The sequence below is a fragment of the Spirillospora sp. CA-142024 genome, assembly GCF_050942325.1.
Lineage (GTDB): Bacteria > Actinomycetota > Actinomycetes > Streptosporangiales > Streptosporangiaceae > Spirillospora.
This window is the reverse complement of sequence record NZ_CP192077.1, coordinates 6,598,740-6,624,569: the sequence shown is the minus strand read 5'-3', so window position 1 is coordinate 6,624,569 and position 25,830 is coordinate 6,598,740. Positions and strand designations below refer to the sequence as shown.

Annotated in this window: 29 protein-coding genes and 1 pseudogene; 21 read left to right on the top strand and 9 right to left on the bottom strand. The window is 71.5% G+C overall.

What is annotated here, in order from left to right; genetic code table 11:
- Positions 1–51 precede the first annotated feature (51 nt).
- Positions 52–471, top strand: a complete 420-nt coding sequence (locus tag ACQPZP_RS31355; RefSeq protein WP_433473315.1) for an ATP-binding cassette domain-containing protein — start codon at positions 52–54, stop codon at positions 469–471.
- Complete coding sequence (locus ACQPZP_RS31350; protein ID WP_433473314.1) at positions 468–1,679, top strand: ABC transporter permease; 1,212 nt, start codon at positions 468–470, stop codon at positions 1,677–1,679. Before ACQPZP_RS31355 ends, ACQPZP_RS31350 begins: the two co-directional genes overlap by 4 nt.
- Positions 1,680–1,739: 60 nt before the next feature.
- Here ACQPZP_RS31350 and ACQPZP_RS31345 read toward each other — a convergent pair whose 3' ends face one another.
- Complete coding sequence (locus ACQPZP_RS31345; RefSeq protein WP_433473313.1) at positions 1,740–4,031, bottom strand: FtsX-like permease family protein; 2,292 nt, start codon at positions 4,029–4,031, stop codon at positions 1,740–1,742.
- On the bottom strand, positions 4,028–4,702 hold the full coding sequence (locus tag ACQPZP_RS31340; RefSeq protein WP_433473312.1) for an ABC transporter ATP-binding protein: 675 nt from the start codon (positions 4,700–4,702) through the stop codon (positions 4,028–4,030). Before ACQPZP_RS31340 ends, ACQPZP_RS31345 begins: the two co-directional genes overlap by 4 nt.
- A 138-nt stretch (positions 4,703–4,840) precedes the next feature.
- On the opposite strand from ACQPZP_RS31340, the gene ACQPZP_RS31335 reads away from it, so the two are divergent.
- On the top strand, positions 4,841–5,617 hold the full coding sequence (locus tag ACQPZP_RS31335) for a sensor histidine kinase (protein ID WP_433473311.1): 777 nt from the start codon (positions 4,841–4,843) through the stop codon (positions 5,615–5,617).
- A complete protein-coding gene (locus ACQPZP_RS31330; protein WP_433473310.1) occupies positions 5,614–6,261 on the top strand; it encodes a response regulator in 648 nt (215 codons plus the stop codon). Before ACQPZP_RS31335 ends, ACQPZP_RS31330 begins: the two co-directional genes overlap by 4 nt.
- A gap of 245 nt (positions 6,262–6,506) precedes the next feature.
- Here ACQPZP_RS31330 and ACQPZP_RS31325 read toward each other — a convergent pair whose 3' ends face one another.
- The gene (locus ACQPZP_RS31325; protein WP_433473309.1) at positions 6,507–6,905 is read right to left on the bottom strand and encodes a VOC family protein; all 399 of its coding nucleotides are present in this window, start codon (positions 6,903–6,905) and stop codon (positions 6,507–6,509) included.
- Positions 6,906–6,999: 94 nt separating this feature from the next.
- Between ACQPZP_RS31325 and ACQPZP_RS31320 the strand changes: the two genes are divergently transcribed.
- The 3 genes and pseudogenes from ACQPZP_RS31320 to ACQPZP_RS31310 all read left to right on the top strand — a co-directional run bounded on the left by ACQPZP_RS31320 (position 7,000) and on the right by ACQPZP_RS31310 (position 8,315).
- Positions 7,000–7,989: a helix-turn-helix transcriptional regulator gene (locus ACQPZP_RS31320; protein WP_433473308.1), complete on the top strand. Its 990-nt coding sequence runs from the start codon at positions 7,000–7,002 to the stop codon at positions 7,987–7,989.
- Between the two features lie 42 nt (positions 7,990–8,031).
- Positions 8,032–8,109 (top strand): annotated as a pseudogene (locus tag ACQPZP_RS31315) (twin-arginine translocation signal domain-containing protein); the annotation flags it as partial.
- 38 nt (positions 8,110–8,147) lie between these two features.
- Positions 8,148–8,315: a hypothetical protein gene (locus tag ACQPZP_RS31310; RefSeq protein ID WP_433473307.1), complete on the top strand. Its 168-nt coding sequence runs from the start codon at positions 8,148–8,150 to the stop codon at positions 8,313–8,315.
- Positions 8,316–8,622: 307 nt separating this feature from the next.
- Here ACQPZP_RS31310 and ACQPZP_RS31305 read toward each other — a convergent pair whose 3' ends face one another.
- A complete protein-coding gene (locus tag ACQPZP_RS31305; RefSeq protein ID WP_433473306.1) occupies positions 8,623–8,814 on the bottom strand; it encodes a DUF397 domain-containing protein in 192 nt (63 codons plus the stop codon).
- Complete coding sequence (locus tag ACQPZP_RS31300; protein WP_433473305.1) at positions 8,811–9,665, bottom strand: helix-turn-helix domain-containing protein; 855 nt, start codon at positions 9,663–9,665, stop codon at positions 8,811–8,813. Before ACQPZP_RS31300 ends, ACQPZP_RS31305 begins: the two co-directional genes overlap by 4 nt.
- A gap of 213 nt (positions 9,666–9,878) precedes the next feature.
- On the opposite strand from ACQPZP_RS31300, the gene ACQPZP_RS31295 reads away from it, so the two are divergent.
- Together ACQPZP_RS31295 and ACQPZP_RS31290 are read left to right on the top strand one after the other, a co-directional pair.
- Positions 9,879–10,370: an ATP-binding protein gene (locus ACQPZP_RS31295; RefSeq protein ID WP_433473304.1), complete on the top strand. Its 492-nt coding sequence runs from the start codon at positions 9,879–9,881 to the stop codon at positions 10,368–10,370.
- Positions 10,367–10,741, top strand: a complete 375-nt coding sequence (locus ACQPZP_RS31290; protein ID WP_433473303.1) for a VOC family protein — start codon at positions 10,367–10,369, stop codon at positions 10,739–10,741. The genes ACQPZP_RS31295 and ACQPZP_RS31290 overlap by 4 nt, the downstream gene beginning before the upstream one ends.
- Positions 10,742–10,843: 102 nt before the next feature.
- On the opposite strand, the gene aceE is transcribed toward ACQPZP_RS31290, so the two are convergent.
- On the bottom strand, positions 10,844–13,633 hold the full coding sequence (aceE, locus tag ACQPZP_RS31285; protein WP_433473302.1) for a pyruvate dehydrogenase (acetyl-transferring), homodimeric type: 2,790 nt from the start codon (positions 13,631–13,633) through the stop codon (positions 10,844–10,846).
- Between the two features lie 217 nt (positions 13,634–13,850).
- Between aceE and ACQPZP_RS31280 the strand changes: the two genes are divergently transcribed.
- The 6 genes from ACQPZP_RS31280 (at position 13,851) to ACQPZP_RS31255 (ending at position 17,250) form a co-directional block, all read left to right on the top strand.
- Complete coding sequence (locus ACQPZP_RS31280; RefSeq protein WP_433473301.1) at positions 13,851–14,048, top strand: DUF1918 domain-containing protein; 198 nt, start codon at positions 13,851–13,853, stop codon at positions 14,046–14,048.
- 81 nt (positions 14,049–14,129) lie between these two features.
- The gene (locus ACQPZP_RS31275; RefSeq protein ID WP_433473300.1) at positions 14,130–14,537 is read left to right on the top strand and encodes a secondary thiamine-phosphate synthase enzyme YjbQ; all 408 of its coding nucleotides are present in this window, start codon (positions 14,130–14,132) and stop codon (positions 14,535–14,537) included.
- Positions 14,538–14,765: 228 nt separating this feature from the next.
- Positions 14,766–15,194 (top strand): DUF3052 domain-containing protein, encoded by a 429-nt coding sequence (locus ACQPZP_RS31270; protein WP_433473299.1) that lies wholly within the window; start codon positions 14,766–14,768, stop codon positions 15,192–15,194.
- A 19-nt stretch (positions 15,195–15,213) separates the two neighbouring features.
- Entirely contained in the window at positions 15,214–15,675 is a 462-nt protein-coding gene (locus ACQPZP_RS31265) for a peroxiredoxin (protein WP_433473298.1), read from the top strand.
- 70 nt (positions 15,676–15,745) lie between these two features.
- Entirely contained in the window at positions 15,746–16,096 is a 351-nt protein-coding gene (locus tag ACQPZP_RS31260; protein WP_433473297.1) for a hypothetical protein, read from the top strand.
- A gap of 95 nt (positions 16,097–16,191) precedes the next feature.
- Positions 16,192–17,250: a potassium channel family protein gene (locus ACQPZP_RS31255; RefSeq protein WP_433473296.1), complete on the top strand. Its 1,059-nt coding sequence runs from the start codon at positions 16,192–16,194 to the stop codon at positions 17,248–17,250.
- A gap of 172 nt (positions 17,251–17,422) precedes the next feature.
- Here ACQPZP_RS31255 and ACQPZP_RS31250 read toward each other — a convergent pair whose 3' ends face one another.
- Positions 17,423–18,394: a phosphoribulokinase gene (locus ACQPZP_RS31250; RefSeq protein WP_433473295.1), complete on the bottom strand. Its 972-nt coding sequence runs from the start codon at positions 18,392–18,394 to the stop codon at positions 17,423–17,425.
- 158 nt (positions 18,395–18,552) lie between these two features.
- Here ACQPZP_RS31250 and ACQPZP_RS31245 point away from each other — a divergent pair, with 158 nt between their 5' ends.
- Both ACQPZP_RS31245 and ACQPZP_RS31240 read left to right on the top strand, forming a co-directional pair.
- The gene (locus ACQPZP_RS31245) at positions 18,553–19,209 is read left to right on the top strand and encodes a response regulator (protein ID WP_433462952.1); all 657 of its coding nucleotides are present in this window, start codon (positions 18,553–18,555) and stop codon (positions 19,207–19,209) included.
- A complete protein-coding gene (locus tag ACQPZP_RS31240; RefSeq protein ID WP_433473294.1) occupies positions 19,206–20,372 on the top strand; it encodes an ATP-binding protein in 1,167 nt (388 codons plus the stop codon). The genes ACQPZP_RS31245 and ACQPZP_RS31240 overlap by 4 nt, the downstream gene beginning before the upstream one ends.
- Here the strand turns inward: ACQPZP_RS31240 and ACQPZP_RS31235 are convergent.
- A complete protein-coding gene (locus tag ACQPZP_RS31235; protein ID WP_433473293.1) occupies positions 20,344–21,522 on the bottom strand; it encodes a saccharopine dehydrogenase family protein in 1,179 nt (392 codons plus the stop codon). The genes ACQPZP_RS31240 and ACQPZP_RS31235 overlap by 29 nt on opposite strands.
- Before the next feature lie 147 nt (positions 21,523–21,669).
- Here ACQPZP_RS31235 and ACQPZP_RS31230 point away from each other — a divergent pair, with 147 nt between their 5' ends.
- A complete protein-coding gene (locus ACQPZP_RS31230) occupies positions 21,670–21,846 on the top strand; it encodes a hypothetical protein (RefSeq protein WP_433473292.1) in 177 nt (58 codons plus the stop codon).
- Here ACQPZP_RS31230 and ACQPZP_RS31225 read toward each other — a convergent pair.
- Positions 21,803–22,708: a LysR substrate-binding domain-containing protein gene (locus tag ACQPZP_RS31225; protein WP_433473291.1), complete on the bottom strand. Its 906-nt coding sequence runs from the start codon at positions 22,706–22,708 to the stop codon at positions 21,803–21,805. The two genes, ACQPZP_RS31230 and ACQPZP_RS31225, sit on opposite strands and share 44 nt — an antisense overlap.
- Before the next feature lie 124 nt (positions 22,709–22,832).
- Between ACQPZP_RS31225 and ACQPZP_RS31220 the strand changes: the two genes are divergently transcribed.
- From ACQPZP_RS31220 to cbbX, 3 genes are all read left to right on the top strand, one after another.
- Positions 22,833–24,275, top strand: coding sequence for a form I ribulose bisphosphate carboxylase large subunit (locus tag ACQPZP_RS31220; protein ID WP_433473290.1), 1,443 nt, complete (start codon positions 22,833–22,835; stop codon positions 24,273–24,275).
- 168 nt (positions 24,276–24,443) lie between these two features.
- Positions 24,444–24,872 carry a ribulose bisphosphate carboxylase small subunit gene (locus ACQPZP_RS31215; protein ID WP_433473289.1) on the top strand — a complete coding sequence of 143 codons (429 nt, stop codon included), beginning with the start codon at positions 24,444–24,446 and terminating at the stop codon, positions 24,870–24,872.
- Positions 24,869–25,819: a CbbX protein gene (cbbX, locus tag ACQPZP_RS31210; protein ID WP_433473288.1), complete on the top strand. Its 951-nt coding sequence runs from the start codon at positions 24,869–24,871 to the stop codon at positions 25,817–25,819. The genes ACQPZP_RS31215 and cbbX overlap by 4 nt, the downstream gene beginning before the upstream one ends.
- Positions 25,820–25,830 lie beyond the last annotated feature (11 nt).

The following is a 25,830-nucleotide window of genomic DNA, read 5'->3' as shown; positions in this document are numbered from 1 at the left end:
GGTGGGAAGACCCCGGCGGCCGCCGCCTCGGGCCCGGCCCGCGCCGCGCGGGTGGAGCGGACCACCCTGTCCCGCAGCGAGACCCTCGACGGTACCCTCGGCTACGGCGACCCGAGCTCGGTCCAGGCCAGGAGCGGCCGGAGCGAGCAGCCCGCCCGGGACGGCGGCGGGGGCGGCTCCGGTGGCTCCGATCCTGGCACGCGTTCCGGCGGCGAGAAGCAGCGCGTCGCCATCGCCCGCGCGGTGCTCGGCGACCCCACGCTGCTACTCGCCGACGAACCCACCGGTGCCCTGGACTCCGGCTCCGGCGCGGTCGTGATGGAGCTGCTGCACGGGTTGCACCGGACTGGTACCACCATCGCCGTCATCACCCACGACCGGGACATCGCGGCGTCCTTGCCGCGCGAAGTGCGCATCAAGGACGGCCGCATCGAGCACGACTCCGCCCTGCCGGAACGGGTGGGAGCATGAGCGCACCCACCCCGCCCAGGCCCGAACCGGCCCGGCTCAGCCCCGCCGACGTGCTCCGCACGGGCGGCTCCGGGCTGCGCTCGCGTCCGATGCGCGTGTTCCTCTCCGCCCTCGGCATCGCGATCGGCATCGCCGCGGTGATCGGCGTGGTCGGCATCTCCACCTCCAGCCAGGAAGAGCTCAACCGCAAACTGGCCGCACTCGGCACCAACCTGCTCACAGCAGCCCCGGGGAAGACGTTCGACGGCGGTGCGACCCATCTGCCGGACGCGGCGGTGGACATGGTGCGCGGCATCGACGGCGTCGCGTCGGTCTCGGCCATCGGCAAGACCGGCGCCAAGGCGTACCGCAACGACCACGTCCCCAGGGCGGAGACCGGCGGTATCTCCGTCTACGCGGCCCGCACCGACCTGCCGGAGACCGTCGCCGTCGACGTCGTCGACGGCCGCTGGCTCGACGCCGCCACCGAGCGCCACCCGGCGGTGGTGCTCGGCTGGAAGACGGCCCAGCGGCTCGGCGTGTTCGAGGCCGGGCCCGAGGCACAGGTGTGGCTGGGCGGGCGGTGGTTCACCGTGGTCGGCCTGCTGGCCGCCGGCGAACTCGCCCCCGAGCTCGACTCGGCCGCGTTGATCGGCTGGCCCGCCGCCGGGAAGGAACTCGGTTTCGACGGCCACGCCACGACGATCTACACACGCGTCGACGACGCGTCCGTCACCGACGTCCAGGAGATCCTCGGCGCCACCGTCAACCCGCAGAATCCCAACGAGGTGACCGTCTCCCGGCCCTCGGACGCGCTCGCGGCCAAGCAGGCCGCCGACGACGCGCTCTCCGGCCTCCTGCTGGGCCTGGGCGCGGTGGCGCTGCTGGTCGGCGGCATCGGGGTCGCCAACACCATGGTCATCTCTGTGCTGGAACGCCGCGCCGAGATCGGCCTGCGCCGCTCGCTGGGGGCCACCCGAGGGCAGATCCGCACCCAGTTCCTCTGCGAGTCTCTGCTGCTGTCCGCGATCGGCGGCGTCGGCGGTGTCGCACTGGGCATCGCGGTGACGGCCGGCTACGCCGGCTACCAGGGCTGGCCGACCGTCGTCCCGCCGTGGGCGATGGCCGGCGGCGTCGGCGCCACGCTGCTCATCGGCGCCCTGGCCGGCTTCTATCCGGCCGTCCGCGCGGCCCGGCTCCCCCCGACGGAGGCCCTGGCGGCCACCTGACCGCCCCGCCCGACAGCCCTCCGAGCGGCGGCCTGGTCGGGCAGGGCGGCAAGATCGCAGTCACTCCGAGTGCAGGACCGCCGCCGTCTTGATGCGGGACGCCCGGCCCGCCGGGATCAGCGCGCCGAGCAGGGCGATCGCGACGCCTGCGAGGACGGACAGGACCATGAGCGGCCAGGGGAAGATCTCCATGAGGCCGTAGGGGAGGATGAGGCCGCCGGTGTCGGCCATGGCCGGCATGACCACATGATGGGCGGCCAGACCCATCGGCAGTCCGATGAACCCGCCGGCCAGGCCGAGCATGGCCATGGAGGCGAGCACGACCGTCAGGACCTGCCTCGGCGTCGCGCCCAGCGATTTCAGGACGCCGAAGTCGCGTGCCCGATCCCGGGTGTTGAGGATCACCGTGTTGAACACCCCGAGCCCGGCGACCGTGGCCAGCCCCAGCGTCAGCAGGGTGATGAGCCCGAGGAGGATCACCTGGCCGGGTTCGATGCCCTCGTCGGCCGGTTCGGCCGCCACTCCGTCGGCCTTGAGTGCGGCGACGTAATCCTTCGGAGAGGTGCCGGGGGTGAGGGTGACCTCCAGGAGAGAGGTCACCATGCCGGTGCCCGGGCCGGAGGATGCCTGGGGAGTCTTCTTGCGGTCACCGAGCGAGGTGAGGGTCGTCCAGTCCGTGAGGACGGTGTCGCCGCCGTCCACGAGCGCCGTCCCGACGATCCGCAGTGCGGCCTTCCTGCCGTCCTCGGTCACGACGACGGTGTCGCCGATCTTCTTGCCGCCGGTCTTCAGGAACGGGTCGCCCACGACGGCCTCGCCCGGCCCGGCCAGCCAGCGGCCGTGCACCATCCGGTAGCCGTGCCGGTCGGCGATGTCCCCTTGGTAGGCCTTCACCTGCACCGCCCGGTCGAACCCCGGCACGTGGACCTGCTCGAACCGCGTGACCGCGACCTTGGCGGTGCCGGGCCGGCCGTCCAGCGAGATCGGCCGGTCGCCGTCGTTGGGGACCAGGACGTGGACGGTCTCGGTGAGTTCCGCGTCGGCGAGGTAGGCGCTGAGGGACCGGTTGAGCCCGGCGGCGAACGTCACCGCCGCCACCCCGAACGCGACGGCGCTGACGGTCAGCGCGGTACGGCCCGGCCGGGCGAACGGCAGGCCCAGGCCCAGGCTGACGGGGCGCGGCAGCCGCGTCCTGGCCAGCGCCCGCTGCACCCGCAGGGCCCGGCCCCGCCGCGTCGCGGCACCCGCGCTGACCGCGACCGCCGTCGGGATCCGGCCCGCCCGGACGGCCGGCACCAGTGCGGTGACGACGACGACCGCGAGCACGCCCGTGAAGGCCAGGAGGTCCACCCAGGCCGAGACGCCGCTGGCGGTCGGCAGGTCGAGCGAATCGCCCAGCGTGGTGGTGACCACCCCGGCCAGGACGTTGCCGGTCACGATGCCGACCAGGCTGCCCAGCGCCCCCGGTGCCGCGACCATCGCCAGGTAGACGCCGGTGACCTGGGCGGGGGTGAAACCGAGGGACTTGAGGACGCCGATGTGCCGGAATCCCGACACGACCGCGCCGCTGACCACGTTGCCGATGATGAGCACCGCGACGACCAGTCCGGCGATCCCGAACGCGACCAGGAACGGGATGACGGTCGTCCCGGCCTCGGTGGCCTGCCGGCGGGAGACGAGATAGCTCTGGTTCGAGGTCGCCGGCAGGCCGGCGGTGATCGTGCCGGCCGGGGCGGCCGGGTCGGCGAGCCGGTAGAGCATCTGCAGGCCGTCCGGGGCGGTCACCTGTCCGGGCGCCACCCACGCCTGGGCGGACCGGGTGATCGACCGGCCGATTCCGACGATGGTGAAGGTCCGCCCGTCGCTGAAGGTGACCTTTCTCCCGATCGGGTCGAAGGGGAACCGCGCGTTGTCGCTGCCCAGCACGATCTCACCGGGAGCGGTGGCCCAGCGGCCGCTCTTGAGCGTCAGCCGGTCGACCTGGTCGTCGCCGCGGGCGGTCCGCTCGGTGACCGTGAGAGGGCCGGGCGGGAGCAGCCCCGGCTCGGCCCCGCTCGTTTCGGGGACGTTCACGACCTGCGATCGGTAAGGGCCGCCCGACGCCGTCACGCCCGGCCGGGACGCCGACGCCGCGACCTGTGCGGCCGTCGCCTTCGCGGGGTCGTAGGAGACCGTCAGATGTGCGCCGTGCTGCCGCGCGAACGCCTTGTCGTAGGGGCCGTCCACGGTGGCGAGCAGGCCCAGCGCCAGGACGACCGTCGCGGTCGACATCAGCAGCACGAGCGCGATGATGGACGTCTGCAGCTTGCGTCGCCGCACCGCGAACCGCGCCGCCTGCCATACCGCCCTCACCGGGTCACCTCGGCGGCCACTCGGCCGTCCTCGAACGCGACGACCCGGTCGGCGACCCGGGTGGCCAGCCGCTCGTCGTGCGTGACGATGAGCAGGGTCTGGCCGATCTGGTTGAGGTCCAGCAGCAGGTCCATGACCTGTTCGCCGGACCGCGAGTCGAGCGCGCCGGTCGGCTCGTCGGCCAGCAGCAGGGCGGGCCGGTTCATCAGCGCCCGGGCGACGCCGACCCGCTGCCGCTCCCCGCCCGACAGCACCACCGGGTAGGCGTTGCGGCGGTCGGCGATGCCCAGCTCGTCGAGCAGCTCCATCGCACGGGCCTGCGACTGCTTGCGCGGAGTGCCGAGCAGCTGGGCGGCCAGCATCACGTTCTCCAGCACCGGCAGGTCGTCGAGCAGGTTGAAGAACTGGAAGACCATGCCGATGCGACGGCGCCGGTACCTGGCCAGCTCGGCCTCGCCCATCGCCGTGATGTCCTCGCCGCGCACCACCACCGTGCCCGAGGTGGGCCGGTCCAGGCCGGCGATCATGTTGAGGAGGGTCGACTTGCCCGACCCCGACGGGCCCATCACCGCGACGGCCTGACCGGGCTGGATGCCGAGGCTCACCCCGGCGAGCGCGGCGGTCTCGCCGTACTCCTTGCGCACGTCCATCAGCTGGACCATCAGCTCCATGGCCGTGACGGTACGAGCCGCGCCACCGCCCGCGCGTCGGGCCCTGGATGTATGTACGGGGCCGGGTCATCCGAGGGATGTACGGCCCTGACTCGCCAGAATGATGCGTTCCGTCCGGGGCCGCGTCAGGATGGGCAGATGCTGCCCGCGTGGATCGTGCCCCTCCTCGTCGCGGTTCCGTGCGTGTGGGCCCTGTGGGAGCGGCGCAGGCGCCGCGCCGAACTCGGGGCGCGAACCTGGCTGCTGGAACGCGAACGCGAGGGCGCCGCGCAGCGGGCCGCCGAGGAGGAACGGGCCCGGGTGGCCCAGGAACTGCACGACATCGTCAGCCACAGCGTCAGCGTCATGGTCGTGCAGGCGGGCGCGGCCCGGCACGGCGTCGACGGCGAGGCCGAAGAGGCGCTGCTGGCCGTCGAGCGGACCGGGCGGGAGGCGATGACCGAACTGCGGCACCTGCTCGGAGTGCTCGCACCCGCCCCGGACGGTGACGGTGACGCGTTCGCCCCGCAGCCGTCGCTGGCGCATCTGGGGACCCTGGTCGACCGGATCGCGTTCGCGGGCCTGCCGGTCGACGTGCGGGTGACCGGCGAACCGCGGCCACTGCCCGCCGGGATCGACGCGACCGGATTCCGCGTCGTCCAGGAGGCGCTCACCAACGTGCTGAAACACGGTAGCGCCGGGGCGACGGCGGAGGTGACGGTGAGCTACGGCAGACGGAACCTGCGGCTGGAGGTGCTCAACACCGGCCCGAGCGTGCTCGCCGGGACCGGCCCCGCCCCGCCCGAGGGCAAGGGCGGCCGGGGCCTCGCCGGGCTGCGCGAACGGGTCGCGGTGTACGGCGGCGACCTCGACGCGCGGCGGCGGCTGGGCGGCGGCTACCGGGTGCGGGCGCGCATCCCCCTGGAGCGGCCATGACCAGAGTGCTGATCGCCGACGACCAGACGCTGGTGCGGGGCGGGTTCCGGATGATCCTCACCAGGGCCGGGATCGAGGTGGCCGGCGAGGCCGCCGACGGGCTGGAGGCGGTGACCGCCGCGCGGCGGCTGCGCCCGGACGTGGTGCTGATGGACATCCGGATGCCCGGGATCGACGGCCTGGAGGCCACCCGCCGGGTACTCGCCGACGACCCGGCGTGCCGGGTGCTGATGCTGACGACCTTCGACCTCGACCGGTACGTGTACTCCGCGCTCGCCGCGGGCGCCAGCGGGTTCCTGCTGAAGGACGTCACGCCCGAACACCTCGTGGCGTCGGTACGGCTCGTCGAGACCGGCGACGCGCTGCTCGCCCCCTCCATCACCCGCCGTCTCGTCGAGCGATTCGCCCGCCCCAAACCGGCACCCGAGGGCCTGGACGACCTGACCCCGCGGGAGAAGGAGGTGCTCCACCTGGTCGGCGGCGGCCTGTCCAACACCGAGCTGGCCGCTCGCCTCCAGCTCAGCGAGGCGACGGTCAAGACCCACGTGGCCCGCATCTTCGCCAAACTCGGCCTACGCGACCGCGCCCAGGCAGTCGTAGTCGCCTACGAGTCGGGCCTCGTAGTCCCCGGCTCCCCAGACTGACCGGTCATGGGCGAGCCAGCGGGCATACCACTTGGCCAGGCAGCGCCGGGAGATTCCTGCTTCCGCAGCGACGGACGGGTGTGATCGGACGTCCGGCATCGACCCGCAGGCACAAGCGCAGACGTCCTTCGGGGGTCAGCGGTGCGTTCCGATGTCCCCCGCTGGTGGCGCTCCTGGACTCGGCGGCCGCGTTCACCGGGAGCCCTGGGATCTCGGGGCTCCCCCGCGAGCGGCTGTGCGTGGCGTCAGCGTGCGAACTTTTCGATGGCATCCCTGGTGACGGGGGTGAAGAAGTTGACGAGGTTGCCGTCGGGGTCGCGGAACAACAGCGACCGGTTGCCCCAGGGCATCGTGGTGGGCTCGTTGACGAAGTCGGTGACGAAGCCGGTCAGGTTCTGGTGCACGAGGTCCACGTCGTCGACGAGGAACTCGGTGATGACGCTGTGGTTGTCCGCCGGGCGGGCAGAGCCCGGGGCGAACAGCGGGACGGTGCGGGTGCTGGCGATCGCGAGGGTGGCGCCCGCGGTCTTGAGTTCGGCGAAGTCCTCGGTGGCCCACGTCGCCCGCGCCTCTGTGGCTCGCTCGTAGAACTCGACGAGGCGTGCGACGTCGCTGGTGATGATACGGATCGAGACGAAGTCCATGGGAATCTCCTTGGCTGGGCTGGAGGCGTGCACGTCGCAGGCTAGGAGAAATAGTGGACAGAATCGGTCCAGTATTCGCGTTACGTTTGTGCACATGACACGACCCACCGGCCGCGTGCTGACACTCCTGGAGCTGCTGCAGTCGGGCGGCACCCGGACCATGGCCGAGCTCGCCGACCGGCTCGGCGTCGAAGGGCGCACCGTGCGGCGGTATGTGGACCAGCTGATCGACCTGGACGTGCCCGTGGAGTCGGTGCGCGGCCGCTACGGCGGGTACCGGCTGGCTCCCGGGTACCGCTTGCCTCCGCTCATGCTCAGCGACGACGAGGCGCTGGCCGTGCTGCTCGGCCTGGTCGCCGGCCGCCGAGCAGGGCTGACGACGACCGAGCGCACGGCGAACGAGACGGCGTCAGCGAAGATCCGGCGGGTGCTGCCCAAGCACATCGCCCGCCGGCTCGACACATTCCTGGAGGCTCTCGCCTTCACGGATCGGCCCGGCGAGTTGGACCACCCGGACGCCGGGCTCCTGCTCACCATCGCCGATGCGGTGCGCCACCGCCGACCGGTCTCGATCCGCTACACCGACCGCGACGGACGGCGCAGCGGACGCACACTGCACGCGTACGGGATCGTCGCCCATTCGGGCCGGTGGTACGTGACGGGCAAGGACGCCCAGATCGGCGAGGACCGAACCTTCCGGCTCGATCGCATCGCAGACGCGAGGATCCTGCCCGGCTCATTCGAAGCGCCCGTGGGGCCCGGTCCGGCACAGCGCGTGTTGTCAGGATTCGCCACGGCCGAGTACCGGCATGAGGTGACCTTGCGGATCCACGGGACAGTTGAGCAGATCCGCGCGCACCTCCCCGCCGGCGTCGCGAGCCTGGAGGAGCACGAGCCCGCGGCCGGCCAGGACCCGGCGGCCGAGCACTGGCTGCGCGTCGAGCTACGGGCGCAGCGGCTCGACTGGTTGCCTCGGATACTCGCCTCACTCGACCGGCCGTTCGTCATCGAGCGCCCCGATGAACTACGCGACCTTGTCATCGCGCTCGCCGATCGCCTCACGTCCTACGCCCGCCAAGCCTGACGGCGAGGAACCAATGTCATGAGACGGCACGGCTAGAGGGACCGGCGTTCGCTGTTGCAGGGCGCGGCTGTGGTGGTCGGTGCGGCCGCGACCGCGCCGCGGGGCTGTGGGCCTGACTGAGCGGGATCGGGCAGGCCGCCGGACCCCTGGCCGGCGGCGTGCTTACGGAGGCCCTCGACCGGCGTGCGATCTTCCTGGTCAATGCGCCGATCGGCGCCGTCCTGCCGGCGGCGAGCCTGCGCATCTTGAGCGAGTCCCGCAATCCGAGCGCCCCCGCGATCGACATCCCGGGGACTGTCCTGTCCGTCCTGGGCGTGGGGTGCTGACCTTCGGGCTGATCGAGGGCGGTTCCCGAGGCTGGACGTCACCGTTGCCCCTGGGCGCCTTCGCCGCCGCGATCCAGGCGGTTGTGCCGCAGGAGGGCGGCCTCGCATCGGGCGTCAGCACCACCCGGCAGATCGGCGCGGTGCTCGGCGTGGCGGTGCTCTGTGCGATCGTCCGCACCAGGGAATCCAGCGGCGCGCCCTTCGAGGCCAGCCTCAACAGCGCCTTCGTGGCGGCCGCCATCATCACCTTGGCCGGCGCCGTGTTCACGGGCTTGTGGCTGGGGAAGTCCAAGCCCGCGAAAGATGGCTATGACGTGAGGTGGGTGAGGAGGGCGGCGAAGCTCTGGCGGGTGAGGGCGAGGTGTCCGCCGACGGGGTTCTTGCTGTCGCGGATGCCGACTTGGCCGTTGAGGTCGGCGATCTCGACGCATTCGCCTTCGTTAGCGCCGCTGTGGGTGCTCTTGCGCCAGTGTGTCTGGGACGGGTCGGGGATCTTCATGATTGTGACGCTACCTCGTTGATGAGTTCCAGCGAAGCAGTCCTGCTGAGTGCTGCCGCGAGCAATTGCTCGAAGGTGTCCTCGTGCGTCGCGACCTTGCCCTCGTCTTCCACGAAAATGCTCTCATTGAACTGGTCGCCCACGGACACCGTGAGCCGTCCGGGCGGGCGCAGGGAGAGCAGATGGTATGGGGTGATGAGCCCGAGATACTCGCTTGCCGTCCGGGGAAGGACGCGGAGTTCCACGTGATCGAGCCGTGCGGCTTCGGTCAGCCGCCGAACTTGCGCGCGCAGGATTGCGGGATCGCCGCCGACCTGGTTGTGGAGGACGGCCTCCGCGATGATCGGTATGTAGCGGGGCGGGTCGGGACGACTCAGCACTCGCTGCCGCGACATCCGGAAATCGACCAGCGTTTTGACATCGTGCGGATGTTTGGCGCTGCCGACTCCGATGATCTTCCGGGCGTAGCTGGGGATCTGGAGTAACCCTGGGACGACGCCGGATTGGAAGGTGCGGATCTCGGCGGCGTCCTCTTCCAGGCTTGCCAGGTCGAGGGCGGCGGCGGAGATTCGGTATTCGTACGTCCGTACCCAGGTGCCGGTTTTGTGGGTGGCGAGGTGGAGGAGGGATTCGCGGAGGGGGCCGTCCTCGATGCCGTAGAAGTCCAGGAGGTCGCCGAGTTCTTCGGGGGCGACGAACTGTAGGCCGTTCTCGACCATGCTCAGCCAGCCCTGGGAGCGGCCGAAACGGCGGGCCACGGTGGCGACGGTCAGGTTGTGATGGTCGCGGGCTTTGCGGAGCGCCGAGCCGATCCGGCGCTGGCGAACGGTGGGGGCGTTCCCGGAAGGCATCTCTCCAGCGTGTCACCGAGCGTGGTCGCCCGTGCACGAAACCCCGGCGCATTGAACGTTCAGTCGGGAAACGTTCAGGGCGGGCGACACGAGGACATCGGGCGGCGAATGTGGCGGGCGACTCCGAATCGAAAGGAGGCGCCCGATGGGAGCGCCCGAGACGAGAAGGACCCGGCCGATCAAGAAGGGGACGACGGTCCGTCGTGGTGTGTCGTGGGTGGCGTCGTGATGAGCGGCGGGCTGGTCGTGCTCGGCACCATCACGCTTCCGGGCGTCCGGAGGTCCGTCTGGTACGCGCGGCGATTCCTGCGGGACCTGCTGCCGCCGGGCCATCCCGTGCTGGACGATCTGGTGACGGTCGGAAGCGAGACCGTCTGCAACGCCATCACCCACACGGCCTCGGGTGACGGCGGCCGGGTGACGGTCAGCCTTCTGGCCGGACGGGACGTCTACCGCCTGGAGGTCGCTGACGACGGTGCGGGCGGCGGGCGTCCGCGCCTCAAGGCGGAGACCGGCGCCGAGAGCGGACGCGGGCTGCGGGTCGTGGAAGCCCTGTCGGAGAGCTGGGGGTTCCGGACGGACGGGGACCGCACGGTCGTGTGGGCGGAACTCCGATTCGAGAACTCGTCCGGAAACCCCGACAGGGGGCTGTCGCAGGGCTCCAGGACGCTGATGTCCGCAGCGTTCGAAGGAGGAAATCGATGAGTGTTCCCGCGTTCAACACCGTCACGTGGTTCCAGGTCGGCACCGACGCGCCGGAGGAGGCCCGCCGCTTTTACGGCGACATGTTCGGCTGGAAGTTCGCCCAGGACCCGGACGCCGACGGCTACGACCTCGTCAGCTACGCGGGCGCCGACGGGCCGAGCGGCGGCATCTCACACCAGCCCGACGCGTCCGGCAACCACGCGATGTTCCTGGTCATGGTCGAGGACGTCGACGCCACCTGCGCGCAGACGGAGAAGAACGGCGGCAAGATCGCGTTGCCCGCCGTGACCACGGGCAACGGTCTCAAGTTCGCCTACGTCGAGGACCCGGCGGGCAACCGCTTCGGCGTCTTCACGCCCCCCGCGCCCTGACGGGGACGCGCAAAGGGCCCCGAGGCGAACCTCGGGGCCCTTTCCCGTCCCGGGACCGGTGATCGCGGCCTACACCTCCGCGATCACCGCGTCATACAGCGATCACGCGTCGCCGCCGGTGTTGCTCTCCGGGCTGCCGACGCCGCCGGCGAAGACGTCGCTGACCTGCGCGTCCAGGCGGTAGCGGGCGATCGCCTGCGGCAGCGTCTCCGGCTTGACCTCGCCGTGCCGGGCGAGCCGGGTGAGCACCGCGAGGACGACGGACGCGGCGTCCACGTGGAAGAACCGGCGGGCGGCGGCCCGGGTGTCGGAGAAACCGAACCCGTCGGTGCCGAGCGAGGTGAAGTCCCCGTGCACCCAGGGGGCGATCTGGTCGGGTACGGCGCGCATGTAGTCCGATACCGCCACGATCGGCCCGGCGACGTTGTCGAGCGTCCGGGAGACGTAGGGGACGCGCTGCTCGGCGTCGGGGTTCAGCAGGTTCCACTCGTCGCAGTCGCGGGCCTCGCGGGCCAGCTCGTTCCACGAGGTCGCCGACCAGACGTCGGCGGCGACGCCCCAGTCCTCGGCGAGGAGCCGCTGCGCCTCCAGCGCCCACCGGCCGCCGACGCCGGACGCGAGGATCTGCGCCCGGGGGGTCTCGCCGTTCCCGGACGCGACGTCCGGGGCGGCCTTGTACCTGTACAGGCCCTTGAGGAGGCCGTCGACGTCGACGCCGTCCGGCTCGGCGGGCTGCTGGTACGGCTCGTTGTAGACGGTGAGGTAGTAGAAGACGTCCTCGCCGTCGGGGTGCTCCTCGGACGTCCCGTACATGCGGCGCAGCGCGTCCTTGACGATGTGCGCCAGCTCGAACGCCCACGTCGGGTCGTAGTGGACGCAGGCCGGGTTGGACGCGGCGAGCAGCGGGGAGTGGCCGTCGGCGTGCTGCAGGCCCTCCCCGGTGAGGGTGGTGCGCCCGGCGGTGGCGCCGAGCAGGAACCCGCGGCCCATCTGGTCGCCGAGCGCCCACATCTGGTCGCCGGTCCGCTGGAACCCGAACATCGAGTAGAAGATGTAGACCGGGATCATGTGCTCGCCGTGCGTGGCGTACGAGGTGGCCGCGGCGATGGTGGACGCCATCGAGCCGGCCTCGCTGATGCCCTCGTGCAGCATCTGGCCGCTCTCGGACTCCTTGTACGACAGCAGCAGCTTGCGGTCCACCGCGTCGTAGGTCTGCCCGTGCGGGGAGTAGATCTTGGACGTGGGGAACAGCGAGTCCATGCCGAACGTGCGGTACTCGTCCGGGGCGATCGGCACGAACCGGGCGCCGATGTTCTCGTCCTTGATCAGGTCCTTGAGCAGCCGGACGAACGCCATGGTCGTGGCGATGTTCTGCTTGCCGGAGCCCTTCTTCAGCTCGCTGTAGACGGGCTCGCCGGGCAGCTTGAGCGGCTTGGCCCGCACCACGCGCTTCGGCAGGAACCCGCCGAGCGCGGCCCGCCGCTCGCGCATGTACTGGATCTCGTCGGAGTCCTCGCGCGGGTGGTAGTAGGGCGGGAGCGGCGCCTCCAGCGCCGAGTCGGGGATGTCCAGGTAGAGCCGGTCCCGGAACTCCTTGAGCTCGGCCTTGGTGAGCTTCTTCATCTGGTGGGTGGCGTTGCGGGCCTCGAAGTCGGAGCCGAGCGTCCAGCCCTTGATGGTGTGCGCGAGGATCACCGTCGGCTGCCCGACGTGCTCGCGGGCCGACTTGAACGCCGCGTACACCTTGCGGTAGTCGTGCCCGCCGCGGGACAGCTTGCGCAGGTCGTCGTCCGACAGATGCTGGACGATCTTGCGCAGCCGCGGGTCGGCGCCGAAGAACTTCTCCCGGATGTACTCGCCGGACTCGACGGTGAACGTCTGGAACTGGCCGTCCGGGGTGGTGTTCATCTGGTTGACCAGCACGCCGTCGACGTCCTGGGCGAGCAGCGGGTCCCAGTCGCGGCCCCAGATGACCTTGATGACGTTCCAGCCGGCGCCGCGGAAGAACGACTCCAGCTCCTGGATGATCTTGCCGTTGCCGCGCACCGGGCCGTCCAGCTGCTGCAGGTTGCAGTTGACGACGAAGGTGAGGTTGTCGAGCTCCTCGCGGGCGGCGAGGCCGATCGCGCCGAGCGACTCCGGCTCGCCCATCTCGCCGTCGCCGAGGAACGCCCACACGTGCGACCGGGACGTGTCCTTGATCTTGCGGCTGTACAGGTAGCGGTTGAACCGCGCCTGGTACACCGAGTCGATCGCGGTCAGGCCCATGGACACCGTGGGGAACTCCCAGAAGTCCGGCATGATCCGCGGGTGCGGGTAGGACGACAGGCCGCCGCCGGGGTGCGAGTGCTCCTGCCGGAACCCGTCGAGCTTGTCCTCGGGGAGCCGGCCCTCCAGGAACGCGCGGGCGTAGATGCCGGGGGCGGCGTGCCCCTGGATGAAGACCTGGTCGCCGGACTCGCCGTGGTCCTTGCCGCGGAAGAAGTGGTTGAAGCCCACCTCGTACAGTGAGGCGGCGGAGGCGTAGGTGGCGATGTGGCCGCCGACACCGAGCTCCGGGCGGTTCGCCCTCGACACCATGATCGCGGCGTTCCACCGGATGTAGGCGCGGATGCGCCGCTCGACATGCTCGTCGCCGGGGAACCAGGGCTCGGACTCCGGCGGGATGGTGTTGATGAAGTCGGTGCTGCGCAGGCCGGGCACTCCGACCTGGAGTTCCCTGGCCCTTTCCAGGAGCCGCAGCATCACGTAGCGGGCCCTGCCGCGGCCTTCTGTCTTGATGACCGTGTCCAGCGACTCCAGCCACTCCCGGGTCTCGTCCGGGTTGATGTCGGGCAGCTGGCTCGGCAGGCCGTCGCTGATGATCGAAAAGCGTTGACGTCCGGAAGCCACGGGGTCCCCTCTGTCCTTGCCGTCTTTGCTGGTCAGACCTGGGCCGCCCGCGCGGGAGGCCGCCGGTCCCGGCAGACTGTTCGTCGCCTCGGTTCGTGATCCATCGTCGCCGTTTATGGCGGCTAACGCATCTCTACCAACCAGTAACCATTCTCCCCGGTCAAGCGGGGTACCGACCCTGGGAGAGCTGTTTTTCCGGCGAGCTCGGGGAGTAGTGATGTACGGAAAGATCGGAGACCGGCTGCACGTGCACGGCAACGTCGTGGGGCAGCCCGACCGGACGGGCAGGATCATCGAGGTACGGGGCGAGTCCGGCGGCCCGCCGTACCTGGTCAGGTTCGACGACGGCCACGAGACCCTGGTCTACCCGGGGCCGGACGCCGTCATCGAGCCGCGCGCGCACGTCTCGCAGTAGCCCGCGGCCGCGCGTGCCCGGCCGGGAGATCCGTCCGGACGCGGATGCGTCCTGCGCCGCGGACGGGGTACACACGGGATCATGGAGAGCACCGTGATCCGGGTGGCCACCGGTACGGGCGAGGCCGTGCACGACATCACGGCCGAATGCGAGCGGTTCGCCGCGTCGGCGGGCGGCGACGGGTTGCTGCACGTCTTCGTCCCGCACGCCACCGCCGGCGTGGCGATCATCGAGCTCGGGTCCGGCAGCGACGACGACCTGCTCGCCGCGCTGGGGGACCTGCTCCCGGCGGACGACCGCTGGCGGCACGCGCACGGCTCCCGGGGGCACGGGCGGTCGCACGTGATGCCCGCGCTCGTACCGCCGTACGCCACGCTGCCGGTGGTGGGCGGGCGGCTCGCGCTCGGGACGTGGCAGTCGGTGGCCCTGGTAGACCTGAACGTGGACAATCCCGAGCGTCAAATCCGGTTGTCCTTCATAAAAGGATGAGCGGAACGAACCCGGGGCACGTCACCCTGCGTGGAGGTCCCGTGACGGCGATCTCCGTAATCGGGCCAATGAGGCCACCAAAAGCCGGGAAGACACTTGCGCAACGGGCCCTCACTTGTGTGGACTGTCCCGCAAACACCGCACAGGTGCGGACGGGTCACCCCGCTCTGGGGGGCCAAAGGACAAGAGCACGGCACCGTGCGGACTGACGACAATGGGAGGACTTTCGTGAGCGCGACCGCGGGTCAGGCGCAGTCTGAGCGCAGCCTGGCCGAACGGCTCGGCCTTAAGGCGGGCCAGGTGGTGCAGGAGATCGGCTACGACGACGACGTCGACGAGGAGCTTCGGCGCTCCGTCGAGGAACTCACGGGGAACGAGCTGGTCGACGAGGACTACGAGGACGTGGTCGACATCGTGCTGCTGTGGTGGCGCGAGGAGGACGGCGACCTGTTCGAGGGCCTGACCGACGCGATGATCCCGCTCACCGGCGGCGGCAACATCTGGCTGCTGACGCCGAAGGCGGGCCGTGACGGGCACGTGGAGCCGAGCGACATCGGCGAGGCCGCGCAGACCGCCGGGCTGTCGCAGACCAGCAGTGTCAGCGCCGCCAAGGAGTGGTCCGGCACGCGGCTGGTCGCGCCGAAGGGCCACAAGTAGGGCCGGGGCTGGAGAGACGTTGCAGGTCAACGTAGGCGACGCCGCGCCGGACTTCGAGCTGAAGGACCAGCACGGCGCCCCGGTGAGGCTGTCGGATTTCCGCGGCGAGAAGAACGTCGTCCTCGTGTTCTATCCGCTGGCGTTCAGCGGCGTGTGCACGGGCGAGCTGTGCACGATCCGGGACGAGCTGCCCAGCCTGGGCGACCCGGACGACGTGCAGGTGCTCGCGGTCTCGGTCGACTCGATGTTCGCGCTGCGGGCCTGGTCCGATCAGGAGAAGTACCGGTTCCCGCTGCTGGCCGACTTCTGGCCGCACGGCGGGACGGCACAGCGCTACGGCGTGTTCGACGAGGCCAAGGGGCTGGCATTGCGCGGCACCTTCATCATCGACACCGAGGGCGTGGTCCGCTGGAAGGTCGTGAACGCGATCCCGGACGCACGCGACATCGACGAGTACCGCAAGGCGCTCGCCGGGCTCTGAGCGAGACGGGCCGGTTCCGGCCGCCGGCACACCGGTGGCCGGAACCGGCCCCCGCACCCTTGGAGGTGTGATGCCCTGCTTCCGTTGCGGGGCGCGGCAGACCGACCCCGTGCGCGGCGCCAGCCCGTGGAAGCGCGGGGTCCAGGCGGACCACCAGGTCCTGGTCTGCCCCGGCTGCCAGTCCGCCGACGACTGGGCGGACGATCTGGACCGCTGCGCGATGTGCGGCTCGGCCGCCCTCGTGTGCCGGCTCGGCGAGGTGGAGTGCCGCGACTGCGGGCACACCCGCGACGCCGTCCGGGACGACCCGGGCGCCGCCGGCCTGGTGCACTCGGGCGTGCAGGCCCCTGCCGACGGGGGCCTGTCCGCGGAGGTCGAGGCGGCTCTTTCGCGCGTCCTGAGACGGGGCCCGGCGGGCTGAGCCGCGCCGGCCGCCGGCCTGCGATCGGCGCGACCTGGTGCGGAGCGGGCATTCCGGGCTTGACGCGGCATTTTGCCTGGTGCAACGCTTCGCGGATGCCGATCGTGCTGATGCGCCTGGTGCACAGGGTCACCGGGCGGACGTGGCGTGTGCCCGCGCTCGTGCTCCTCGCCGCCTTCCTGGGCGGCTGGCTGCTCATCGCGGTGTTCGAGGAGCCCGGCGCCGACATCAAGAAGCCGCACGAGTACATCTGGTACTTCCTGGTCAGCGGCACCACCGTCGGATACGGCGATCTTTACCCGACCACGGTCGGCGGCCGGATCGGCGGCGCGATCGTCATCGTGTCCGGTCTCACCGCGGGGCTCGTGCTGTTCGCCGAGCTGACGCTCTGGATGGCGAAGGGCAGGACAATGAAGGCCAACGGGCAGGCGCGGCTGCACAGGCGCCGCCACATCGTGATGGTCGGATACGAGCGGGACGCCCTGCGGGCCATCATCGGCCAGCTGCGCGCGGACCCGGCGTACGCGAAGACGCCGGTCGTCACGATCTTCTGGCCGGGTGAACTCGCGGGGGAGAACCCCGATCCCGGCCTGTACGACGTGGTCGCGTTCGACGAGACCGCGTACGAGCGGGCGTGCCTGGAGCAGGCCCGCACGGTGGTGGTCGTCGGGCGCTCCGACGACGAGACCGTCCGGGTGATGCTCGGCGTGTCCGCCTACCTGCGGCGCAGCGGCGGGGCCGGCATCCACCTGCTGGCGGGCGTGCGCGACGGCGGCCGCCGTGCGGAGATCACCGAGGCGCTGAACCTGATCAGCACCGACATCGAGCCGGTCGACATCGACGACCCGGCCGTGGTCGCCGTGGCGATCCGCAACCCTGGCGTCGCCTCGATCTACCACAACCTCGCCAGCACGCTCGACAGCGACGGCACCCTCTACCGCGTGGACGTCCCCGAGGACGCCGGCGAATGGACCCGCATCGACGTCGCGATCTTCCTGCTCCGGCGGGGCAGCACGCTTCTCGCGGTGGGCGAGTCGCACGGGCCCAACGCCCGCTTCCGGCTCACGTCCGCGCCCGAGGAGAAGATCAAGGGCGGCCAGTCGCTCGCGGTGGTGGCGCCCGATCGTCCGGAGATCCCCTGGCACGAGCTCTGAGAAGAGCCCCGGGAGGACGCCTCGCGCGCCCGCGATGGGCGTCCTCCCGGGGGCCGCGTCGCGCGCGGCCCGGGGCACAGGTCCGAAGCCCCGGGGCCTCCCCGCGCGCACGCGGAGCTCATGCGTGTCTCTTGTGAGGGGGCGACCCCCCACACCCCCCGGTTCGCTTCGCTCATGCGGCTTGGCGGTGGTCCGCGTCGAGCAGGTGGTAGAGCAGGAGCAGCTGGGTGATGGCCAGGGGGTCGCTCGTGCCGGTGTCGCCGAGGCGGCCGAGCGCCCCGGGGTCGGGGAGGGCGGTGCCGGCCCGCGGGCACAGGCGTTCCCAGATGGCCTTCTTGACGACCTGCGACTCGTCCGGCGAGACGTATCCGTGCACGTGCAGGGCGTCGACGGGACGCCCGTCGGTGTCGCGGTGCAGGCGCAGATGCATGGCGGTCTCGGTGTCGCCCGGGCCGCCGTCCAGGACGTCCGCCAGCTCGGGGTGATCGATGGTGGGGCGCAGCAGCAGCTCGGCGGACAGCGGGGTGCCGGGCGGGTCGAGGCGTCCGGCGACCGGCGCGAACCGGACGACGATGTCGGCGTGCTTGCGCTGCGGCCGGATGTAGGCGGCGCTCTCCGGCTCGCGCCGGGCCAGCTCCGCCATGACCTGCTCGGGGCTGTAGCCCCGCTTGTCGCAGTCGCGGCGGACCTTCCAGGAGTGCCGCAGCGGCTCGGGCGGATCGAGGTAGACCGTGATGTCGAAGCAGGCCCGGGCGAGCCGGGTGTGCAGCGGGAGCAGCCCCTCGACGATCACGAAGTCGCGGGGTTCGACCAGCTCCGGCCGGACGAGCTCGCCGGTCGCGTGGTCGTAGACGGGTTTGAGGATCGGCTCGCCCATCGACAGCAGCTGCAGGTGCTGCTCCATGATGTCGATGTGGTTGCAGTCGGGGTGCAGCGCCGTGAACGGCTTGCCCGCACGTTCGGCGCGGTCGTAGCGGTGGTAGTCGTCCACGCAGACCGCGGTCATCCGGCCGGCCCCCAGGCACCGCACAAGCCCCCTGGTCAAGGTGGTCTTGCCCGCCGCGCTGTCCCCCGCGATGGCGAGCATGACGGGGCGGCGGCCGGTCCCGCGCGCCCGGAGCATGTGCACGATCCGATGGGGCACCTGGATCCTCCGTCCTGCGGAATTCAGTTTTCGCTTGGCAGCGTAGGCCGGTCCGCCGTGCGATTCGTCCCCCATTCAGGGGAGAGCGGGGGTGAAGCCCGGGAGCCCGCCGGGGCGGGGGCTACTGGTGAGTAGCTTCTGGTTGTTATCGTGCCGGAATGGGCGCCCCCGTACGCGTCGTCCTGGTGGACGACCACGAGATGATCCTCGCCGGGCTGACCGCGATGCTGGCCGGGTTCGCCGGCCGGGTACGCGTCGTCGGGCAGGCGGGGACGGGGGACGAGGCGACCCGGCTGGTCACCGCGCTGCGCCCGGACGTCGTCCTGCTGGACGTGCGGCTCGGCCCGGAGAGCGGCCTCGACCTGTGCCGGCTGATCACCGGCCGGGTGCCGGAGGCGCGGGTGGTGTTCCTGTCGGTGTACGACGACGAGCAGTACGTCTTCGAGGCGCTGCGGGCGGGTGCGGGCGGCTACCTGCTCAAGCGGGTGGACGGCCCGGAGCTCGTCCGGCGGCTGGAGGAGGTGGCCCAGGGCGAGACCGTCGTCGACCCGACGCTCGCCGGCCGGATGGCGGTGACCGCCGCCCGGCTCACCCGCGGCGAGTTCTGGCCGGGCGCGAACCGGGGGCTCACCCAGCGCGAGAGCGAGGTGCTGTCGCTGCTCGTCGGCGGCCTGTCGAACAAGGCGATCGCGGCGCGGCTCGTGCTGAGCGAGGAGACGGTCAAGAGCCACCTGCGCGCCCTCTACCGCAAGCTGGAGGTGACCGACCGGTCGGCGGCGATCGCGGTCGCGCTGCGCGAGGGCCTGTTCCGGTGACGGCCCCGCTGGAACTGCTCGCCGGGCGCGGGACCGACCTGCTCGTCCGCATCGCGGGGGTCGCCTGCTCCGACCGTGAGCTGCCGCGGATGGCCGAGAAGCTCGCCGAGCTGGTCGTCCGGTCCGCGCGGGCGCTGACGTTCTGCGACGTGTACGTCCTGGACGACGAGGAACGCGTCCTCGAATGGCGGGGCGCGCCCGTCCCGCTGGGGGAGGGCGACGTCGGCTGGGTCGCCGCGCACGGCCGGGCCCGCCCGCACCCGGACGGACGCGGCGCCGCGGTCCCCGTGCACGGCGAGGGGGCCGTGATCGCGGTCGTGGACGTCCGGTCCGCCGGCCTCTGCCCGCCCGGCGACCTAGCGCTCGTCACCGCCCTCGCCGGGCTCTTCGCGCCGGTGCTGTCCTCGTGCCGCCGGCTGCGCACGGCGCGCGAGCGCGAGCACGCCGCCGAACGGTTCGCCGAGCGGGCCGTCGAGGCGCAGGAGGCCGAGTGGTCGCGGCTCAGCCGGGAGATCCACGACGGCATCGCGCAGCGGCTCGCCAGCCTCGGCTTCCACCTGTCGGCGGCCGAGCGGGCGCTGCCCGAGCACCATCCCGAGGGCCTGGCGCAGATCATGATGGCGCGCCGGCTGTGCGAGCTGGCCGCCGCCGAGACCCGCGCGGCGATCGGCGGGCTGCGCCCGCCCGTCCTGGACGATCTCGGCCTGCCGGCCGCGCTCGCGACCCTGGCCCGGGAGGCCGGGGACGGCCCCGGGCCCGCCGGCACCCTCGACGTGACGGTGACCGTCGAGGGCGAGCTGGAGGACGAACTGCCCGACCATGTGCAGACCGCGCTGTATCGGATCGCGCAGGAGGCGGTCGGCAACAGCCTGCGGCACGCGTCCGCGAACCGCGTCGACCTGCTGCTGGAGCATTCCCGCGACCGCGTCCGGCTGAGGGTCGCCGACGACGGGATCGGCTTCTCGATGCGGGACGTGCTCGCGCGGGGCGGCCGGGGCCGCCGTCCCGACTCCTACGGGCTGCGCGGCATGCGGGAGCGCGCCGAGCTGCTCGGCGGACGGGTCGCGGTGACGAGCCGGCCCGGCGGCGGGACGTCCGTCGAGGCCGTCATCCCCATCCCCGGCCGCCGCGGGATCACTCCGCGTCCAGCACCCGGAAGGTGATCCCGGCCTTGACGAGCCGTTCGATCAGCGCGTCGCCCATCGCCACCGCGGTCGTGGTCTGCCCGGACGTCGCGGGAAGATCGTCGTGGGCGAGGCACAGCGCCGACTCGGCGAGCATCTTCGCCGTCTCGGTGTAGCCGGGATCGCCGCCCGCGACCTCGGTCACGACTCGCGCGCCGCCGCCCTCGCCAGCGAACTTCACGCTGAACCAGCTGCGGGCGCGCCGCTCCTCGGAGGGGCCCTCGCCCGGGGCGCCGAGGCGCAGGAGCAGGCTGCGGGTGGGCGGGAGCGTGGAGAGCGCGAGCAGGGCCCCGGACCCCGCCGCCAGCCCGGCGGCGGTGGCGAGGTGCTTGACGGCGAGGTAGTGGCCGTAGGTGAAGTCGGGCCCGTAGCGGTCGAGGGCCGCGGCCGACCGGGCGACGATCCGCGGGTCGATGGTGGGGAGCGGCAGCGTCCAGCCGTCCCCGATGCGGGCCTTCGGCGAGGGGCGGCGCGAGAGGCGCACCCTGCGGCCGGCGGGAGGCTCCTCCACCCGGCGGCGCTCGCGCTCGGCGCGCACCATGCCGGCGGTGTCCCCGAAGATGCCGACGGCGGAGTGCAGGGTGCCGCCCGACGCCTCCGCCCGCGCCCGCAGGAACCCTTCGACGTGCAGCGGGACGCCCTCCGGCAGCTGCTTGACGGTGAAGTAGGCACCGAGGTCGTGCGGGATCGAGTCGAACCCGCAGGCGTGCACGATCCTGGCGCCGCTGCGCACCGCGTCCTGGTGGTACTTCACGTACATGCGGTCCACGAAGGTGGGCTCGCCGGTGAGGTCGACGTAGTCGGTGCCGGCCCGCGCGCACGCCGCGACCAACGGCTCGCCGTACTTGACGTAGGGGCCGACCGTGGTGATGACGACCCGCGCCGATTCCGCCATGTCCTCGATCGATGCGGTGTCGGTCGTGTCGGCGTGCAGCAGCGGCAGGTCGGCGCACGCCGGGTTCAGCTTCGCCAGCCTGTCGCGGACGGCGGTCAGCTTCGCCCGGTTGCGCCCGGCGAGCGCCCATCGGGTGCCCGGGTCGGCATGCTCGGCGAGATACTCGGCGGTGAGGGCGCCGGTGAAGCCGGTGGCGCCGAACAGGACGATGTCGTACGGGCGGTCGGCGGTCATGATGGCCCCTTTCACGGTTCCGAACCCGATTCTGTCGCGTCGCCAGGTGGCCCGGGGAACCGCTGGCGCTCCACTCCGGGAACCGTATCGGCGATGTGAGCGACCGCACTCCTCTAGGGTTGCTCCGATGATGCGGATGGTGCTGACGTGACCGGGCTCGCCTTGGCGATGGACGTCGTGGCCGCGGGCTTCCTCGTGAGCTTCGTGATCCTGCTGACGCGCAGGAGCACCGTGCCGGCGGACGAGGGCGGACGATCCGTCGCGCTGGTCCTGATCGCCGTCAGCCTGGCGCTGCTGTCGGTGTCGCTGTGGAGCCTGCCCTGACGGGGCTCCAGCCGGGCGCGTCCAGCAGATGCCGGACAAATAGCAGCGTCGTCGCGGTCGGCGCGGCCCCCGCGACCGCGTGCCACGGCCGGTCGAGCGGCATGCCCGGAGCATCGACGACGACGAGGCGGCCGGCGTCCAGGTCCGTGCCGACGGCGTCCCGCGACACCAGCGCCACCCCGAGCCCGGCCGCCGCGCCCGCGATCACCGCACCGTTGGAGCCGAGGACGAGCCGGGGCGGCGCCGCCTCCCGCTCGGCCAGATAGGCGTCCGCGGTCGCCCGCGTCCCCGATCCCGGCTCCCGCATCACCCAGGGCGTGCGGGCGAGGGCGAAACCGTCCGCCAGGCCGGGCGCGCCGACGACGACCAGCTCGTTCGGCCGCCTCGCCAGCACGGTCGCCGCGACCCCGGCGGGCGGGCGGCCGGCCAGCACGAGATCGGCCTCGTGCGCGGCCAGGCTGCTCCACACCTGGCGGCGCGGCCCCACCTCCAGCGTCAGTTCGACGTCCGGCCAGCGCGCCCGGAACGAGGCCAGCAGCCCGGGGAGGATCTGGTCGGCGGCCGTCGTCACCGCCGCCAGCCGCAGCGGCCCGCGCCCCGGGTCGGCCGCGCCGCGCGCCGCCGCCCGGCCCTCCTCCAGCAGGCCGAGCACCTGCCGCGCGTACCCGGCGTAGACGGTCCCGGCGGCGGTCAGGACGATCCCGCGCCCCGCCTTCTGGGCGAGCGGGACCCCGAGATCGCGGGTCAGCGCCGCCACCGCCGCGGACACCGCCGACTCGGTCACGTACAGCCGCCGCGCCGCCGCCCGCACGGACCCGGTGTCGGCGAGCGCGACGAACGTCCGCAGCCGCGCCTCGGTCACGTCCGGCCTCCTCATTCAAGTGAATGGTCAATGGTCACGGTAGAACACTTGATGGACATCGCAAGTGTCCGGAGGTGAAGCTCGACGCGGCAGGGTTCCAGGCTTCGGCTGAAGGAGAGCGGCGATGAGCTCGGGCAGATGGTCGGCGGGCGTGATCCCCTACGCGGAGATGGGCTATTGGCGTCCGGACTACGAGCCGAAGGACAGCGACATCCTCGCCGCCTTCCGGATCACACCCCAGGAGGGCGTGCCGCCGGAGGAGGCGGGCGCGGCCGTGGCGGGCGAGTCGTCCACCGCGACCTGGACGGTCGTCTGGACGGACCGGCTCACGTCCTACGAGAACTACCAGGGCAAGTGCTACAAGGTGGAGCCCGTCCCGGGCCAGGAGAACCAGTTCATCGCCTACATCGCCTACGACCTCGACCTGTTCGAGGAAGGGTCGATCGCGAACCTGACGTCGTCCATCATCGGGAACGTCTTCGGGTTCAAGGCGCTCAAGGCGCTGCGCCTGGAGGACATGCGGATCCCGGTCCACTACGTGAAGACGTTCCAGGGCCCGGCGCACGGCATCGTCATGGAACGCGAGCACCTCGGCAAGTTCGGGCGTCCCCTGCTGGGCGCGACGGTCAAGCCCAAGCTCGGCCTGTCGGCGCGCAACTACGGACGCGTCGTCTACGAGGCCCTTCGCGGCGGCCTGGACTTCACCAAGGACGACGAGAACATCAACTCCCAGCCGTTCATGCGATGGCGCGACCGTTTCCTCTACTGCATGGAGGGCGTCAACCGCGCGCAGGCCGCGACGGGCGAGGTCAAGGGCCACTACCTCAACGTCACCGCCGCGACGATGGAGGACATGTACGAGCGCGCCGAGTTCGCCAAGGACCTCGGCAGCGTCATCGTGATGATCGACCTCACCGTCGGCTACACGGCGATCCAGTCGATGGCCAAGTGGGCGCGCAGGAACGGCGTTCTCCTGCACCTGCACCGCGCCGGGCACTCCACCTACACGCGGCAGAAGACGCACGGCGTGAACTTCCGCGTCATCGCCAAGTGGATGCGGCTCGCCGGCGTCGACCACATCCACGCAGGGACGGTCGTCGGCAAGCTGGAGGGCGACCCGAACAGCGTCCGCGGCTACTACGACACGCTCCGCCTGGACAGGATCACCGCCGATCCGGTGAAGGGCCTCTACTTCGACCAGGAATGGGCGTCGATGCCGGGGACGATGCCCGTCGCGTCCGGCGGCATCCACGCCGGGCAGATGCACCAGCTCCTGCACTACCTGGGCGAGGACTCGATCCTGCAGTTCGGCGGCGGGACGATCGGCCACCCGATGGGCATCGCCGCCGGCGCCACCGCCAACCGCGTCGCGCTCGAAGCGATGATCAAGGCGCGGAACGAGGGCCGCGACTACCTCGCCGAAGGCCCCGACATCCTCCGCGCCGCCGCCAAGCACAGCCGCGAGCTGGACATCGCCCTGTCCACCTGGGGCGACATCCAGTTCACATACGCCTCAACCGACACACCCGACGTCGTCGAGACCCCTTTGGCATCCTCCTCCGTTTGAGCCGGAGGATTTCAGCCCGACGGCTGAGGTTGACGCTTCATAGACCGCCCAACGGCGAGGTCTCCACGTCCTGTAACGGCATGCCCTGCCGCCCACTGCTTGGCTATCGCAGTGTAATCAATCTATCACTCACAGGTAGATCACTCTCATGATTCAGGGGAGCGTCTGATGCGGATCACCCAAGGGACCTTCTCGTACCTGCCCGATCTCACCGACGAGGACATCACCGCGCAGATCGCGTACGCCCTCGGCCGGGGCTGGCCGTGCTCGGTCGAGTTCACCGACGACCCGCACCCGCGCAACTCCTACTGGGAGATGTGGGGGCTGCCGATGTTCGACCTCGCCGACCCGGCCGGCGTCCTGTACGAGATCAACGAGTGCCGCAAGGCGTACCCGGACCACTACATCCGCCTGAACGCCTACGACGCGGGTTACGGGCGGCAGACGACGGCGCTGCAGTTCATCGTCCAGCGCCCGGCCGAGGAGCCAGGCTTCCGGCTCGACCGCACGGAGACGTCCGACCGGCGCGTCCGCTACACGCTGCACCCCTACGCCCTGGACCGCCCCGAGGGCGACCGCTACGGGGCGGGACGTTGAGCGACCGCCCCGGCTTCGGGATGCGCCAGAACGGCTCCCCTGTGGACCCACCCCAAGCTCCCGCCGCCGGGGAGCCGCTCCCTCCCGGCGCCCGCGTCGACCTCGCCAAGGAACGCGCCGACTCGCTCGTCGACTCCGTCCTGGACGCCCTCGACGCCGAACTCGTCGGCCTCGCCCCGGTCAAGACCCGCATCCGTGAGATCGCCGCGCTGCTGCTCGTCGACCGTGTCCGGGCCCGGTTCGGCATCGATTCGGGGCGCCCCAACCTGCACATGTGCTTCACCGGCAGCCCGGGAACGGGCAAGACGTCCGTCGCCGTCCGGCTCGCCGAGCTCCTCCACCGCCTCGGATACATCCGTCGCGGCCACCTGGTCTCCGTCACCCGGGACGACCTCGTCGGCCAGTACGTCGGCCACACCGCCCCCAAGACCAAGGAGGTCCTGAAACGGGCGATGGGCGGCGTGCTGTTCATCGACGAGGCGTACTACCTGTACCGGGCCGAGAACGAACGCGACTACGGGCAGGAGGCCATCGAGATCCTCCTCCAGGTCATGGAGAACCAGCGAGACGACCTCGTCGTCGTCCTCGCCGGCTACAAGGACCGCATGGACGCCTTCTTCGCGTCCAACCCCGGCATGAGCTCCCGCATCGCGCACCACATCGACTTCCCCGACTACGAGCCGGACGAGCTGGAGGCCATCGGCCACCTGATGATGGATCGCGAAGGCTACGGCCTTGCCCCGGAGACCGAACCGGTCTTCCGCGACTACCTCTCCCGGCGCCGCTCCCAGCCCCGCTTCGCCAATGCCCGTTCTGTCCGCAACGCCATAGAACGCGCCCGCCTCCGGCACGCCAGCCGCCTCCTCGCCGCAGGCGGCGAAGTGGACCGCGAGGCCCTCACCACCCTTCACCCGGACGACTTCCTCGCCAGCAGGGTCTTCATGTGACCGGCGTCACG